The sequence below is a fragment of the Sorangium sp. So ce128 genome, assembly GCF_051525245.1.
GTDB lineage: Bacteria > Myxococcota_A > Polyangia > Polyangiales > Polyangiaceae > Sorangium > Sorangium cellulosum_B.
This window is the reverse complement of the sequence record NZ_CP150313.1, coordinates 8,220,629-8,232,987: the sequence shown is the minus strand read 5'-3', so window position 1 is coordinate 8,232,987 and position 12,359 is coordinate 8,220,629. Positions and strand designations below refer to the sequence as shown.

The following is a 12,359-nucleotide window of genomic DNA, read 5'->3' as shown; positions in this document are numbered from 1 at the left end:
ATGGCGTGGTCTCCTCGCCTCGCCGCGGCCCTCGCGCTCCTCGCGCTGGTCGCGCTCCGCATCGCGCAGCTGAGCCCTCCCGACGTCGTCCCGGCGAGCGCGCCGCCCGAGGTGTTCTCGGCCGAGCGGGCCAGGGCGCACCTCGCGCAGATCGCGGCCGAGCCGCGCCCCACCGGCTCGGCGGGCCACCGGCGGGCGCGCGACTACCTGCTCGCGGAGCTCTCGAAGCTCGGCGTGCAGCCCGAGGTGCAGCGCGCCTCGGTCCTCAGCCGGCAGTGGGGCCTGCCGTACGACGCGGCGCACGTCGAGAACATCGTGGCGCGGCTGCCGGGCGCGGACAGCACCCGGGCGGTCGCGCTCGTCGCGCACTACGACTCGGTGCCCGGCAGCCCGGGCGCCGCCGACGACGGCAGCGGGGTGGCGGCGCTCCTGGAGGCGCTGCGCGCCCTGAAGAGCGGCCCTCCGCTGCGCAACGACGTGCTGCTCCTGTTCACCGACGCGGAGGAGGGAGGCGTCCTCGGCGGCAAGGCGTTCATGGACGAGCACCCGCTGCGCGGCGAGGTGGGGATCGCGCTCAACTTCGACGCCCGCGGGGCCGGCGGCGTGGTCGCGATGTTCGACACCGGGCCCGGCGACGCCTTCCCCGTCCGCGAGCTCGCCAGCGCCGCGGCCTACCCGGTGGCGTCGTCGCTCTTCCCCGAGGTCGCGCGGCGCATGGGCCACAGCACCGATCTCAGCGTCTTCAAGCGGGCCGGGATCCCCGGGCTGAACTTCGCCTTCACCGACGACGCCGCGCACTACCACGCCCCGTCCGACACCGTGGGCAACCTCGACCTCCGGAGCGTGCAGCACGCCGGCGACTACGCGCTCTCGCTCGCGCGGCGCTTCGGCGCGCTCGACCTGCGGGATCCCGGGCGCGGAGATGCGGTGTACTTCAACACGTGGGGCGCCCACCTCGTCTCGCACCCGATCGGCTGGACGCTCCCGATCGCCGCGCTGGTCACCTGCCTGTTCGCGGGCGTGGTGCTCCACGCGGGGCGGCGGCGGGCCGCTTCGCCGGGCCGGATCGCCGCGGGGCTCTTCGCCTTCCTGGCGCTGCTCGCCGGCGTCGCCGCGGCCGTGGGCGGGCTCGCGTGGATCCTCCGCAGCGTGCACCCGGCCCTCCGGGTGATGCCGTTCGAGCCGTACAACGCGCCCGCGTACCGGCTCGCGCTCGCGCTCGCCGCGCTCGCGGCCTCCGCGGCGGGCTACCGGTTCTTCCGGCGGCGGCTCGGCGCGTGCGAGCTCGCCCTCGGCGCGCTGCTCCTGTGGCTGTTGCTCCTCGCCGCGGCGAGCCTGCTCATGCCGGGCGCGAGCTTCTACTTCGCCTGGCCGCTCGCGTTCGCCCTGCTCGGGCTCGCGGCGGTGACGATCCGGCGCGGCGACGCCCCGCCCACGCTCGCGGACGCCGCGGTCCTCGTCGCGACCGCGGTGCCGGCGGTCGCGCTGGCCGTGCCCGGCCCGTACCTGTTCTTCGTCGCGCTGGGCCTGCCGAAGGCGGCGGTGCCGGCCCTGGCCGTCGCGCTCGTCTTCGGGCTCTTCCTGCCGCACGCCGAGCTGCTCGGCGGCGGCCGCTCGGCGCGGCTCTCGCTCGCGTTCGGCGTCTCCGGCCTCACGGCGCTCCTCGTCGCCTGCGCCACCACGGGCTTCACCGAGGCGCGGCCCCGACCGGCGAGCCTCGCCTACGCGGTCGACACCGCCGCCGGGGAGGCCCACTGGCTCTCGGCCGACCGCGACCTCGACCCGTGGACCGCCGCGTACTTCCCGGACGATCGCGGGCAGGCGCCCTCGTTCGCCGTGCCGTTCGTGCGCGTGACGCGCCAGGGCGAGGCGCCGGCCCTCGCCCTGCCGGCGCCGTCGCTCACGGTGCTCGGCGATGTCCGGCGCGACGGCGTGCGGGCGCTCCGGCTCCGCGTCGCCTCATCCCGGGGAGCCCCCTGGCTGCTCGCCGAGGTGACGTCCCCGAACCGGGTGATCCGCGCCGAGGTGGACGGAAAGGGCGTGGAGGAGCGGGGTCGCGCGGCCGACGCGAAGCGCGATGTCCGCTGGGGGTTCACCTACATGGGTTTGTCGCCGGGAGGTATCGAGTGGTCGCTGGAGGTCGAGGACTCCGGGCCGATCGAGATCCGGCTGATGGACCAGACCTACGAGCTCCCGCGCGAGCTCGTGCGCGTGCCGCGGCCCAGGGAGATCATGGGCGCGCCGTACCGCCTCGCCGATTCGACGTTCGTCAGCGGGTCGTTCCAGCCTTAGCCCCGGCGGGCTCGCGGAAGCGGGCCCGCCGCCCTCGCTGGGCAGGAGAGGTGGAGCGGGATCAGTCGAGCGGATCAATCGAGCGGATCAATCGAGCGGATCAATCGAGCGGATCAATCGACAAAGATGGGTTCGCAGTTCGTGAACGCGAGCGTCGACTGGATGGTGAAGTTCGATTCGGTCGTGTGCCGCTCGGCGTGGAAGAAGTCGAGCGCGTACTCCTGCCCGGGCGTGATCCCCAGCTCGTTCGCCATCGCGTCGAGGTCGAGCCTATCGTCCTGCGGGCCGTGGAGGCCGCCCAGATCGATGGCGAGCCGGTTGTTGATGAACACCCAGAGATCGTCGTCGCCGGAGAACCTGAACTCCTCGCCGCCGTTGTACACGAACGTCATGTGGAGCTCGAACGTGAAGTGGAAGTTGTGCTGTCTCCCCTCGTTCCCGAAGCCCCGCTCGTCGATGGGGAAGAAGGCCCGGTTCTCGTAGGTGGCAATGCCGTCCGCGCCGACGACGGGCGTGATCGTGAACTGGATCGGCATGTTCACGCCGTCGACGTCGCGGTACCACTGGTTGAACTCCTCGGGCCCCGTCGTGTGCGCGGTACCGCCGTCATGCGCATAGATGGGCTTCTGATCCGGGCCCAGCTCGCGCTCGACGATGCCTTTCAGGCCCTGGCCCGTGAACGTCTCGAAGTCAGGGTGCCCCTCGCCGTCTTCGTAGGCGCGGAAGTCGCGCACGATGCCCGTGAGGCTCGCGTTGCACCCGTCGCCGCTGCCGCTGCTGCCGTTCCCGTTGCCTGCGCCCGCCGACACACCGGACCCGAAGTCGCTGCCGCCCGTGCCCGAGCCGTATCCGGCGCCGGCGCTGTTGCTGGAGTCGCTCGATCCATCGGTGCCGCCCCCACACGCGACCCCGGCCAACACCAGCATGGTTGCGAGCGGAGCACACCAGTTCGACTGTAGCGGCCTAAGCATGTGAAGACTCCTTCTGCGGGGAATATCGCGCGTGGTCTGCGCGTCCGTTGTGCGTGGTTTGCGCATGTTTTGCGCGTTGTGTGCGCGCGGGCCGCGGCGTTACGAGCGCCGGGATGGGCGGTCGCCGAGGGCGCAAGCGAGACAGCAATTCTATCGCGTCGCAATGGCGGTGCGATCCAGAAAATTGCCGCCGTGCGCTGGCAGCACGAGGCCGGCGTGGAGAAAAGTGCAGCCGAGCGACAGCGCACGAGCGCCGGGGAGGCGCCGAGATGTAGGTCGTTTATCGAGATCCGCCGCCGCAGTGGGCGCCGAGGCGCCGCGACAGCGCGGCCGGGAGCCGCTCGCAAAAACCGCCGTGCCGGGGCAGGGGCTCGCGCCGCGCGGTTTGCCAGAACAGCACCGGGCCGAGCCGGCGCTCCCGCGCGTGCGCCATGAGCGCGGCCATGGCCTTGCCGGTGTAGACCGGCTCCAGCGAGATCCCCTCGGCGGCGAGGGCGTCGCAGGCGGCGAGTGACGCGGGCGTGGGCGATCCATACCCGCGGCCCAGGTAGCCGTGCACGACGTCGATCGGCGCCGCGGGGGGCACGGGCGCGACGCCCCGCCGCGCGAGCGCGGCGCGGAGCTCGGCGGTGAGGGCGCGGAGGCGGAAGCGCGAGGCGAGGAGGCGCTCGACCACGGCGACGGCCACGACCCGCGAGCGCAGGCCGCCCAGCGCGAGCCCGACGGCGAGCCCGGCGGCGGTGCCGCCGGAGCCGAGCGGCACGTACACGCGCGCGGGCTCGGGGAGGTCGCCGGCCCGGATCTGCGCGCCGAGCTCGAGCGCCGCGCGCGCGGCGCCCAGCATGCCGAGCGCCGACGTGGCGCCGAGCGGCACGATCGCCGCGCCGTCGTCGTCCCGGGCGCGGAGCGGCAGGAAGAGCGACGGGCGCGCGAGCGCGAGCTCGATGCGCGACGGGTAGAAGCGGATCGAGGCCGGGCCCGAGGCGGTGAACGCGAGGTTGTCGAGCACGCCCCTGGAGATGTCGGTCCAGAAGAGGTGCGCGTGCACCCTCCGGCCGAGCCGCTGCGCCGCGGCGACGAGCGCCGCCACGTTGCCCGAGCCGATGCCGCCCGCCGCGGACCACGCCGCCGCGGTCGAGAAGGGCGGCGCGGCGAGCACGTAGTCGAGCTTCCGCATCTTCATCCCGCCGTGGAGGGGCTCGCAGAGGTCGTCTCGCTTGACGCCGAGGAACTCGACGCCGAGCGCGGAGGCGAGCCGCGGCAGCGCCGTGATCGGCGAGGGCGCGCCGACCCAGCCGAGCCGGGGAATGGGGTCGATCATCCGAAGGGCGGCTGCGTCGCGCAACGGGGGCACCTCGCGAAGGGTGTAAGGCGCTCGGGCGATCGGGCAATCGGGCGAGCGGGCAATCCGGGGGTCAGGCGAGCCAGCGATCGGGCAATCAGGGGTCAGGGGGAGCTTTCGGTCAGGCGCTCGCGCGGCCTTCGATCACCCGGGCGTGCCGGCGCGCTGCCCTGCGAGCGTCGCGTCCGGCTCCAGGACGAGGAGGCGCACGCGCCCCGAGGCGCAGAGCCGGCCCTCCTCGTCGTAGACCGAGCCCTCCCAGACCTGGGTGCGCCGCCCGCGGTCGAGCGGGCGCGCGGTGGCGCGCAGCCGCCCCGACCGGACCGCGCGCAGGAAGCTCGTGTGGTTCTCGAGCCCGACGACCGAGCGGCCGTCCGGCAGGGCATGGAGCGCGGCGCCGATCGACGCCAGCGTCTCCACGATGCCCGCGTGGACGCCGCCGTGGACGATGCCATAGGCCTGCCGGTGCTGCGGCCCGATGTCGAGCTCGGCCTCCACCTCGTCGCGCGTGGCGCGGATCAGCCGGAGACCCATGGCGCTGATCCAGCCGTCGATGGCCGCGGCGTTCAGCGCGGCGGCGAAATCCTCGGGTTCCCCTTCGGCCATGGCGGCAGCGTAGTACACGCTTTGCCGGGAGCTTCCGGCGATTTCTCCCAGGGCGCGCGGGCGCGTCAGCGCGTCATCCGGATGCCTTCTTCTCCAGGAGATCGGCGAACTCCTCGCGCAGCCTCGACTTGAGGAACTTGCCGGTCGAGGTGCGCGGGATCCGCTCGAGGAAGAGGTACTCGTCCGGGAGCCAGAACTTCGCGAAGCGCGGCTCGAGGAGGGCGTGGAGCTGCTCCTTCGAGGCGCTATGGCCCTGCCGCAGGACGATCGCGGCGAGCGGGCGCTCGCCCCAGAGGGGGTGGCGCGCCGCGAACACCGCGGCCTCCAGGACGGCCGGGTGGCTCATGAGCGCGTTCTCCAGCGCGACCGAGCTGATCCACTCGCCGCCCGACTTGATCACGTCCTTCGTTCGATCCGTGATGCGCATGTAGCCCTCGCCGTCGATCGTCACGACGTCGCCGGTCTTGAACCAGCCGTCCTTCGTGAAGCGGTCCTCGCCCTCGCCGCCGAAGTACGATGAGGCGACCCAGGGGCCCCGCACCTCGAGCTCGCCCATCGTCCTGCCGTCCCAGGGCAGCGGCCGATCGTTCGCGTCGACGTTGCGCTGATCGATGAACGGGACCGGGTAGCCCTGCGACGCGCGCGTCTGCAGCGAGGCGGCCGGGTCCTCGTGGAGGCGGCCAAGGCTGCTCCGGACGTGGGCGACGGTGCCGAGCGGGTTGGTCTCGGTCATGCCCCAGGCGTGGAGGACCACGAGCCCGTGGCGCGCGCGGAAGCCGTCGATGAGCGCGGGGGGCGCCGCCGAGCCGCCGATCACCATGGCGCGCATCGACGAGAGATCCCAGCGCTTCGGGTGCTCGTCGAGGAGCGCGAGGATCCCGAGCCAGATCGTGGGGACGCCCGCGGCGAACGTGACGCGCTCCCTGGCCATGAGATCGAGCAGCGACGCGGCGTCGAGGTGCGGGCCCGGGAGCACGAGCCTCGCGCCGGTCGCGATCGCCGCGTACGGCAGCCCCCAGGCCATGGCGTGGAACATGGGCACCACCGGAAGGACGATGTCGCGGTCGCGGAAGCCGAGCGCGTCGTGCATGCAGGAGACCAGCGTGTGGAGCACGATCGAGCGGTGGCTGTAGGCCACGCCCTTGGGGTTGCCGGTCGTCCCCGACGTGTAACAGAGCATGGCGGCGGCGCGCTCATCCAGGCTCGGGAAGTCGAAGTGATCCGGCTCGGGCGCGAGCAGCGCCTCGTAGTCGAGCCCGTCGCCCGCCGCCGGATCCACGGGCCCGTCGTCGTCGAGGACCAGGACGCGCTGGATGCTGCGGACCTCCGGCGCGAACTTGCGGAAGAGCGGGAGGAGCGAGCGGTCGACGACGACGACCTTGTCCTCGGCGTGCGAGGCGATGTACCCGAGCTCGCTCGGGTGGAGGCGCAGGTTCAGGGTGTGGAGGACCGCGCCCATGGCCGGGACGCCGAGGTAGAGCTCCAGGTGCCGGGCGTGGTTCCAGCAGAGCGTCGCGACGCGGTCGCCCGCGCGGACGCCGAGCCGCGTGAGCGCGTGCGCGAGCTTCGACGCGCGGCGGTGGAGATCGGCATACGTGGCGCGGGAGACGGTCCTGTCCGGGTTCTGGGTCACGATCTCGCAGCGCGCGTGGTACGTCCGCGCCCGGTCGAGGAAGTGGGTCAACGTGAGCGGGTAATCCATCATGCGGCCGGCGAGCATGGGCGGTGCCTCCTCGTCCCGCGCGAGGCGCGGGGATCCGTCGAGTCAGGAGGGCTCTTGAAGGGCGCCGTGAGACCGCGGCGCTGGCCCCCCCGAAGCGGAGGCTAGCGGCTCGCGGGCGGCGCCGCGCAGGGAATGCGGCGCACGCGGGAGATGCGGGGCACGCGGCGCCCGGGCGAGCGGCGCCTGGCTCCGCGCCGGCGACCTGATCCGGCGCCCCGGAGCTCCCGAGAGGGGGCGGGGATCGCAAGATCTCCCAAGAACGGCGCGGGCCGCCCTCATTAGATTCGACAGCGAACGCCGACCCGAAGAGGTCGCCAGCGCACGAGGTCGTCCATGGCCGAGCTCATCCTGCACCACTATCCGTTATCGCTCTTCGCGGAGAAGATCCGCCGGATCCTCGCGTACAAGAAGATCGCGTGGAGATCGGTCGAGCAACCGATGATGGCGCCGAAGCCGGAGCTGACGCCGCTCACGGGGGGATATCGGCGGATCCCGGTCTTGCAGATCGGCGCGGACATCTATTGTGACACGGCCTGCATCGCGCGGCGCCTGGAGCAGATACGACCGGAGCCTCCCTGCGTCCCGCCGGGCCAGGCCGGGCTGGTCGAGCTGATCGAGGACTGGGCGGATCATCGGTTGATGTCCCAGGCCGTGCCGCCGGTGGTCGTGGAGATATTCCCTGTCCTGCCGCCCGGCATCCTGGCCGATCGCGCGGCGATGTCGCCGGCGCTCAGCAAGGACGCGATCTTCCAGGCGGCGCCGCACGCCCTGAGCCAGGCGCTGCTGTCGCTCGATCGGCTCGAGGTCCAGCTCCGTGGCCGGCCTTTCGTGCTGGGCGACGCGTTCTCGATCGCGGACGCGGCGTGCTTCCACCCGGTCTGGTTCCTGAACCGGAGCGCAAAGCTGTCCGCCGCGATCGAGGCGCGGCCCGCGCTCGCGGCGTGGTTCGCGCGCATCAGGGCGTTCGGCCCCGGCGACGTCCGAGCGATGACCGCCGCCGAGGCGCTCGCGGCGGCCCGCGCGTCCGATCCGGCCGACGTCGCCGGCGGGGAGAGCGCGACCGGAGAGGGCCTGTCGCCGGGAGACGCCGTGACGATCACGGCTGACGATTACGGTCCAGAGGAGACCCGGGGCGTGGTCGCGCGGCTCTCGGCCGCCGAGATCACGATACGACGCAGCGATCCGGACGTGGGGGAGATCGCGGTGCACTTCCCGCGCGCCGGATATCGCATCAGGAAGGAGTGAGCCGCGCCGTGCGCCGGGGCCAGCGCGCTCTGCGTGCCGCCGCGGTCCTCGCTAGCCGCCCGTGCTCGACATCGCGCGCCGGAACGCGCGCATGTGGAACTCGCGCTGCTCGTCGGGATAGATGTGCTCCTGCCCGATCGGGCAGGCGCGGCGCGACAGGCACCCTCCGGTCATGCACGTTGCGCCGGGCCCGGCGTCGAGGTGGCCGACGCACGCGGCGACATCGTAGCTGCCAGGGGAGAACGCGGACACGGGGCAGGCGCTCAGGCAGGGCTGGCCGGCGCACGAGACGCAGGGGCTCGCCAGATCCTCGTGCGGCGGGAGCGACAGCCGCTCCGCGAAGACGAGGGCGGCGCGGTAGCCGTGCCAGAGGCCGAATCGCGGGTGGATGAGGATGGCCAGGGGCGACGGGGACAGCGCCTCGGCCTGCTGCGCCCAGCGCTGGAACGGCCAGTAGGGAGGGCCGGTGAAGGGAAACAGGGCCGTCGCGCCGAGCTCCGCCGCGAGCGGGGAGACGACCGCGGCGGTCCAGTCGTCGAGCGCGAGATCGGGGGTGTCCTTGCGGGCGCGCGAGAACGCGCGCCACATCGACGGGCCGGCGTTGCCGAGCAGGACGAGCGTCCCCGCGGGGAGGTCGCCCGCCGCCGGCACGCCGTCGCCTTCGCGCGGGTGGAAGCCGCCGCGGAGCGGGAGGCCAGCGCGCTCGCAACGCGAGGAGAGATCCGGCCAGCTGATGGGCATCGCGGCGCGCTTAGGACGCCTGGGCCTGCGCGGCAAGCGAGCGGCGGCGCTCAGTTCACGTCGACGTAGAAGTCGAGGCTCTTCAGGTTCGTGATCGGGCCCTCCCAGATCTCGAACCCGACGGCGACCGCGTTGACCGTGTTGCCGGGCACGCTGATGCCGCGCGTCTGCGCGTCGCGCACGAAGTCCATCACGTCGAACTCGATCTCCGAGCTGTCTTGCCCCTCGGCGCGCACCCAGTTCACGATCGGCAGGCCGTTCACCATGCCGTTCCAGATGTTCCACTTGCCGGGGACGTTCGCGACCTCCACGCCCTGGTGCGCGGCGTTCGGCTGCCCGGCGGGCTGGAAGCGCGTCGGATCGCGCAGCCACACCATGAGATAGCCCTGGAGCTGCGTGCCGTTGCCCATCCAGATGTCGAACGCGGCGTTGTACTGGCCCTCGTTGCCATTCTTGGCCCAGCGCCAGCCGGTGCGCAGGCTCTTGATGGAGCTGCTCGGCGCCGGCAAGCCGCAGTCAGGCACCTCCCTCACCGAGTATCGGCCGCAAAAGACCGTCGGATACGAGGCGGGTTGCCCCATCGAGCCGGCCGAGCCGCTCATGCTCTCCACCGTGAACGACGTGCCTTCCCACGACACGGTGTGGTTGCCGAACCCGGGGCCCCAGCCGTTGGTGATGAGCACGTACGGCGTGCCGTCGCGCGAGACGAGACCCGTTTCGTACCGCTCGCTCGATTTGCCGGAGCCCTCCATGGCGCCGTTGCCTAGCTCGGAGCCCGGGTTCGCGGTGCCGCCCGTTCCTGCCGCGGTGCTGCTCGCTTCGCCGCTACCTCCGGTACCTGCCGCCGCGCCGCCGCCGGTTCCCGCCGTGGTGCTGCCGGTGCTGCCCGCGCCGCCGGCGCCGCTGGTGACGCCGGCGCCGCTGGTGACGCCGGTGCTGCCCGAGGTCGAGCCGCCGCTGCCACTCGCGGCGTCGCCCGTCGAGGCGCTAGCGCTCGGTAGCCCGCCAGAGCTCGCCGCTGCGCCGGGGTCTCCGTCGTCAGCGTCAGAAGATCCAGAGCAACCGGCGGCGAGAGCCGCCGCCAGCGTGAGAAGTGCAAAAGATTCGGTCAAGGTATGGGCGCGCATGGCGCGCAACATACACTTGCACACAGGCACACGGCGGTGCGCGGCATCGCCGTGCGCAAAAAAGCAGAGCGTGACTTGAACAATTGCAGCAACAGCGATGGCATCACCGCTCGACTCGAAAAGTGTGGCGTGCGCCGCGTCACGCGCTTCGTGGACTTGACGTCGCTCCGGCGACCTCGACGCTTGGCGTGTTCGCGTCGGAGCACCGCTCGACATATCGTTTTTGCGCCCATCGAGGGACGGAGTCGCCAGAGAGACGATCGAACCGTGTCTCGCTGATCTTCATCGATGCTTCGAGTCGCCCGATGGCGCTACTGCAGCAGCGCCATCGGCGCGCCGGACGGAATGAGCTTCGGATGAGGCCGTTGAGCGCGGAGATGAACGCGTTGCTAGAAAGCGTGGAACTGGGTGATCGAGTGCGCGCGCTCCTCCCCGGTTCCCACGTTCTGGTCTAGAGTGCCGTCGTGCCCCGGAGGCTCCACTGTCGGCTCGGGACGGCGGCAAAGTCCCCTCTCCCCTGCGCGTTCGCTCGCGCCGGACGCGCACCCGCGGGCGCGCCATGAGCTTGCCGCGCCCGCGGGTCACGCTCCACTTCGCCCAGACGCTCGACGGCCGGATCGCGGCCCGGGACCAGCGCGTCATGCTCAGCACACCCGCCGGGATGGTGTGCGCCCACCGGGCGCGCGCGGAGCACGACGCGGTGCTCGTGGGGATCCGCACCGTCGTGATCGACGATCCGCGGCTGACCCTGCGCGGGTGCGAGGGGCGCCAGCCGATGCGCGTGGTGCTGGCGAGCGCCCTCGGCGTGCCGGAAGGGGCGCGCCTGCTGCAGCCGCCCGGCAGCGGGCAGCCGGCCGGCGGGCGCGTGGTCGTCTTCGGCGCGGCGGGGCGCGCGTCGCGCGCGGCGCAGGCGTGGATCGAGGAGCGCGGCGCAGAGGTGATCGTCGTGCCCGCGGACGACAGCGGCCTCGTCTCGCTGCCGCACGCGCTGGCCGAGCTGCACGCGCGCGGCGTGCGGCGGCTGCTCGTCGAGGGGGGCGGCGCCGTGCTCACCTCGTTCCTGCGCGCGCGCCTCGCCGACCGCGCGGAGGTCGAGATCGCGCCGCGCTTCCTCGGCGACACGGCGATCCCCGCGGTCGGCGCGCTGGGAGAGGCGCCGCTCGCGTCGGCGATCGACCTGCGCGAGCCGGCGGTCGAGCTCCTCGGGGGCAACGTGCTGTTGCGAGGGGAGGTGCGTTATCCCGACTGACGCGCCCGCGCCGCCCGGGGCCATCACGCCGAGCGATGCCGCCCCGCCCCTCGCCCGGGAGCTCTGGTTCGTCCGGCCAGGGCTCGTCGAGGTGCGTCCGGGGGCCCCGCCGCGCGCGCCCGGGCCCGGCGAGGTCGTGGCGCGCGCGCTCGCGTCGGGCGTGAGCCAGGGGACGGAGCTGCTGCTCTTCCGCGGCGAGGGGCCGACGCCGTTCGACCCGTCGCTCGACGCGCCCGACGCTGAATGCGCGCCGACCTACCCGCGCCGCTACGGCTACGCGTGGGTCGGCGAGGTCGTCGCCCGCGGCGAGGGCGCGGCGCTCGGGCCGGGCGACCGCGTCTTCGCGCTCGCGCCCCATGGCGATCTCCACCTGCTCGGGCCGGGCGCGGCGCGCGGCCTGCCCCGCTCGATCCCGGCCGAGCGCGCGGTGCTGGCCGCGAACCTCGAGACGGCGATCACGTGCGTGTGGGACGCGGGGGTGGGGCTCGGAGACGACGTGGTGGTGCTCGGCGGCGGGGTCGTCGGGCTGCTCATCGTGGCGCTCGCGCGGCGCGCCGGGGCCGTGGTCCGGCTCGTCGAGCCGAGCGAGCGGCGGCGCCAGGTGGGACTCGCGCTCGGCGCCGCGGCGGCGCTCCGGCCCGAGGACGACCGGCCGCGCGGCGACGCGGACGCCGTGATCGCCGCGACCGGCCATCCGGAGGAGCTCGACCGCGCGATCGCGCACGCGGCGCGCGAGGCGACGGTGACGGTCGCGTCGTTCTACGGGGCGCGGACGAGCCCGGTCGCGCTCGGCGCGGAGTTCCACCGCCGGCGCCTGCGCCTGCGGGCGAGCCAGGTCTCGACGCTCCCGCCGGAGCGCGCCCCCCGCTGGGACCACGCGCGGCGCTTCGCGCTCGTCCGCGCCCTCCTCGAAGACCCGGCGCTCGACGCGCTGCTGGACCCGTCCGTCCCGCTCGACGCGGCGCCGTCCGTGTACGCAGAGCTCGCGGCCGAGCCCGGGGCGCGGCTGCAGACGGTCTTCCGGTACGGCGCGCGATCGGCTACGCGAGAGGCACCCTAGAAG

General features: G+C 73.3%; 10 protein-coding genes. 4 read left to right on the top strand and 6 right to left on the bottom strand.

Going from position 1 to position 12,359, the window contains the following annotated elements; all coding sequences use genetic code 11:
- On the top strand, positions 1 to 2,292 hold the full coding sequence (locus tag WME82_RS31245) for a M20/M25/M40 family metallo-hydrolase (RefSeq protein ID WP_438038299.1): 2,292 nt from the start codon (positions 1 to 3) through the stop codon (positions 2,290 to 2,292).
- Between the two features lie 113 nt (positions 2,293 to 2,405).
- On the opposite strand, the gene WME82_RS31240 is transcribed toward WME82_RS31245, so the two are convergent.
- From WME82_RS31240 to WME82_RS31225, 4 genes are all read right to left on the bottom strand, one after another.
- A complete protein-coding gene (locus tag WME82_RS31240; RefSeq protein WP_438038298.1) occupies positions 2,406 to 3,263 on the bottom strand; it encodes a fibro-slime domain-containing protein in 858 nt (285 codons plus the stop codon).
- A 280-nt stretch (positions 3,264 to 3,543) separates the two neighbouring features.
- Positions 3,544 to 4,584 carry a 1-aminocyclopropane-1-carboxylate deaminase/D-cysteine desulfhydrase gene (locus WME82_RS31235; protein ID WP_438038297.1) on the bottom strand — a complete coding sequence of 347 codons (1,041 nt, stop codon included), beginning with the start codon at positions 4,582 to 4,584 and terminating at the stop codon, positions 3,544 to 3,546.
- Between the two features lie 165 nt (positions 4,585 to 4,749).
- The gene (locus tag WME82_RS31230; protein ID WP_437542618.1) at positions 4,750 to 5,211 is read right to left on the bottom strand and encodes a PaaI family thioesterase; all 462 of its coding nucleotides are present in this window, start codon (positions 5,209 to 5,211) and stop codon (positions 4,750 to 4,752) included.
- 73 nt (positions 5,212 to 5,284) lie between these two features.
- A complete protein-coding gene (locus WME82_RS31225; RefSeq protein WP_438038296.1) occupies positions 5,285 to 6,931 on the bottom strand; it encodes a long-chain fatty acid--CoA ligase in 1,647 nt (548 codons plus the stop codon).
- Positions 6,932 to 7,267: 336 nt separating this feature from the next.
- Here WME82_RS31225 and WME82_RS31220 point away from each other — a divergent pair, with 336 nt between their 5' ends.
- A complete protein-coding gene (locus WME82_RS31220; protein ID WP_438038295.1) occupies positions 7,268 to 8,179 on the top strand; it encodes a glutathione S-transferase family protein in 912 nt (303 codons plus the stop codon).
- A 51-nt stretch (positions 8,180 to 8,230) separates the two neighbouring features.
- Here the strand turns inward: WME82_RS31220 and WME82_RS31215 are convergent, their stop codons facing one another.
- Together WME82_RS31215 and WME82_RS31210 are read right to left on the bottom strand one after the other, a co-directional pair.
- Positions 8,231 to 8,920, bottom strand: coding sequence for a hypothetical protein (locus tag WME82_RS31215; protein ID WP_438038294.1), 690 nt, complete (start codon positions 8,918 to 8,920; stop codon positions 8,231 to 8,233).
- 50 nt (positions 8,921 to 8,970) lie between these two features.
- Positions 8,971 to 10,047, bottom strand: a complete 1,077-nt coding sequence (locus tag WME82_RS31210; protein WP_438038293.1) for a GH12 family glycosyl hydrolase domain-containing protein — start codon at positions 10,045 to 10,047, stop codon at positions 8,971 to 8,973.
- A 559-nt stretch (positions 10,048 to 10,606) separates the two neighbouring features.
- On the opposite strand from WME82_RS31210, the gene WME82_RS31205 reads away from it, so the two are divergent.
- Both WME82_RS31205 and WME82_RS31200 read left to right on the top strand, forming a co-directional pair.
- On the top strand, positions 10,607 to 11,296 hold the full coding sequence (locus WME82_RS31205) for a RibD family protein (protein WP_437850958.1): 690 nt from the start codon (positions 10,607 to 10,609) through the stop codon (positions 11,294 to 11,296).
- Positions 11,297 to 11,387: 91 nt separating this feature from the next.
- A complete protein-coding gene (locus WME82_RS31200; RefSeq protein ID WP_438038292.1) occupies positions 11,388 to 12,356 on the top strand; it encodes a zinc-dependent alcohol dehydrogenase in 969 nt (322 codons plus the stop codon).
- Positions 12,357 to 12,359 lie beyond the last annotated feature (3 nt).

Excerpts from the sequence above, each read along its gene's own strand:
- WME82_RS31245 (WP_438038299.1), top strand. The coding sequence starts at position 1 with ATGGCGTGGTCTCCTCGCCTCGCCGCGGCCCTCGCGCTCCTCGCGCTG.
- WME82_RS31240 (WP_438038298.1), bottom strand. The coding sequence starts at position 3,263 with ATGCTTAGGCCGCTACAGTCGAACTGGTGTGCTCCGCTCGCAACCATG.
- WME82_RS31235 (WP_438038297.1), bottom strand. The coding sequence starts at position 4,584 with ATGATCGACCCCATTCCCCGGCTCGGCTGGGTCGGCGCGCCCTCGCCG.
- WME82_RS31230 (WP_437542618.1), bottom strand. The coding sequence starts at position 5,211 with ATGGCCGAAGGGGAACCCGAGGATTTCGCCGCCGCGCTGAACGCCGCG.
- WME82_RS31225 (WP_438038296.1), bottom strand. The coding sequence starts at position 6,931 with ATGCTCGCCGGCCGCATGATGGATTACCCGCTCACGTTGACCCACTTC.
- WME82_RS31220 (WP_438038295.1), top strand. The coding sequence starts at position 7,268 with ATGGCCGAGCTCATCCTGCACCACTATCCGTTATCGCTCTTCGCGGAG.
- WME82_RS31215 (WP_438038294.1), bottom strand. The coding sequence starts at position 8,920 with ATGCCCATCAGCTGGCCGGATCTCTCCTCGCGTTGCGAGCGCGCTGGC.
- WME82_RS31210 (WP_438038293.1), bottom strand. The coding sequence starts at position 10,047 with ATGCGCGCCCATACCTTGACCGAATCTTTTGCACTTCTCACGCTGGCG.
- WME82_RS31205 (WP_437850958.1), top strand. The coding sequence starts at position 10,607 with ATGAGCTTGCCGCGCCCGCGGGTCACGCTCCACTTCGCCCAGACGCTC.